The sequence below is a fragment of the Paenisporosarcina sp. P4_E4_2 genome (genome assembly GCF_056401595.1).
Map to the genome: position 1 here is coordinate 1 of NZ_JBFUJC010000468.1, position 1,875 is coordinate 1,875.

At 41.0% G+C, this 1,875-nt stretch carries 2 protein-coding genes; both read right to left on the reverse strand.

The genetic code is table 11. The features are described from left to right. Window positions 1–235: 235 nt before the first annotated feature. Window positions 236–1,337 (reverse strand): peptide chain release factor 2 gene (prfB, locus tag AC1DSB_RS18740; protein ID WP_477587358.1). Its coding sequence is split into 2 segments (ribosomal slippage): window positions 236–1,264 and window positions 1,266–1,337, totalling 1,101 coding nucleotides; the frame shifts between segments, so codons are not numbered across the junction. A gap of 18 nt (window positions 1,338–1,355) precedes the next feature. After that, window positions 1,356–1,875, reverse strand: a 520-nt coding sequence (locus AC1DSB_RS18745; RefSeq protein WP_477587357.1) for an SEC-C metal-binding domain-containing protein, incomplete at its 5' end; no start/stop codon positions are given.

Genomic DNA, 1,875 nt, shown 5'->3' on the forward strand with positions numbered 1-1,875 from the left:
TATACGTTGATTTATCGTACATTTGCGCTGGCCGCATGTTCCGCATGAGCTAACAAGTATGAAAACCACCTACTTAATTGTTTTCCCTTAATTTTAGTAAGCTATGTATTATTTCTTTGTTGTTGTTTAGGGATATGGAGCAAAACAGCAAAAATTAACTGAGCTTTTTTATCCTTCGTAAGAGTTTACAGAACCATAAAAAAACGGACACCTCTGTAGGATGTCCGTTTTTGCCTTAATTCATTTTTGATCGCAAGTAGGAATTGATGAACAAATCGATATCGCCGTCCATTACACCTTGCACATTGCCACTTTCAGCATTTGTACGGTGATCTTTTACCATTGAATAAGGATGGAAGACATATGAACGAATTTGAGATCCCCAACCGATTTCCTTTTGCTCCCCTCGAATTTCGAGCATCTGAGCTTCTTGTTCTTCGATTTTCAATTGATACAATTTCGCTTTTAACATCGTCATTGCTTTTTCACGGTTCTTGATTTGAGAACGTTCTTGTTGACACGTAACAACTGCACCTGTAGGTAAATGAGTGATACGGACAGCGGAGTCAGTCGTATTGATATGCTGACCACCTGCACCACTGGCACGGTACGTATCGATTTTCAAATCTTCCGTACGAATGTCAATTTCGATTTCATCATTAAATTCAGGCATAACTTCACAGGATACGAAAGAAGTATGACGTCGGCCAGAAGAATCGAAAGGAGAAATTCGTACTAAACGATGAACCCCTTTTTCAGCTTTCAAATAGCCGTATGCATTGTGGCCTTTAAATCCTAGTGTGACGGACTTAATTCCAGCTTCGTCACCAGGTAAATAATCGAGTGTCTCCACTTTGAATCCACGCTTCTCGCCCCAACGTGTATACATGCGCAGTAGCATGGAGCCCCAATCCTGAGACTCCGTTCCTCCTGCTCCAGGATGAAGTTCAAGAATGGCATTGTTTTTGTCATACGGTTCGCTCAGTAATAATTGCAGTTCAAAATCGCCCAATTTCGCAGTAAACTCTTTCATCTCACTGCTGAGTTCTTCTTGCAATTCCTCGTCAGGTTCTTCGCGTAACAAWTCCAATGTCATTTCTAAGTTTTCCTGGGTATCAAGCAATTCGTTATATTCGTTCACAATTTCTTTTAATCCATTTGCCTCACCAATGACCACTTGCGCTGCTTGTTGATCATTCCAAAAGTCAGGCATCGACATATTTTCATCCAACTCAGCAATTCTTGCCTCTTTGTTTTCTAAGTCAAAGAGACCCCCTAAAGTCGGATAATTTTGAAGCTGTTCTGTCTAATTCATTACGTACATCTGATAATTCCATCATGTCTAAATTCCTCCGTTATCTTTCAACAGCACCATGGCAATTTTTGAATTTCTTGCCACTGCCGCATGGGCACATTTCATTTCTTCCTACTGAAGCTTCTGTACGAACTGGCTTTTTCTTGACAGATCCGCCTTCTTCTTTCGGATTAACCGCTTGGCCCTTCGCTACTTCTTCACGTTCCAGGTTATTGCGTATTTCTGCCTTCATGGCATATTTCGCAACATCATCCTGTACAGACTCAACCATCGCTTCGAACATCGCAAATCCTTCATTTTGATACTCACGAAGTGGATCGATTTGTCCGTAAGCACGCAAGTGAATTCCTTGGCGCAGTTGATCCATCGCATCAATGTGATCAATCCATTTTGAATCAATTGAACGCAACAGGACAACTTTTTCAAATTCACGCATACGTTCAGGAGACATTTCCTCTTCTTTTTCATCATAGCGTTTGTAAACTTCCGCTTTAATAAATTCTGTGATTTCGTCCGCAGATTTACCTTCCAACTGCTCACGAGTTATGGCACCTTCAGAT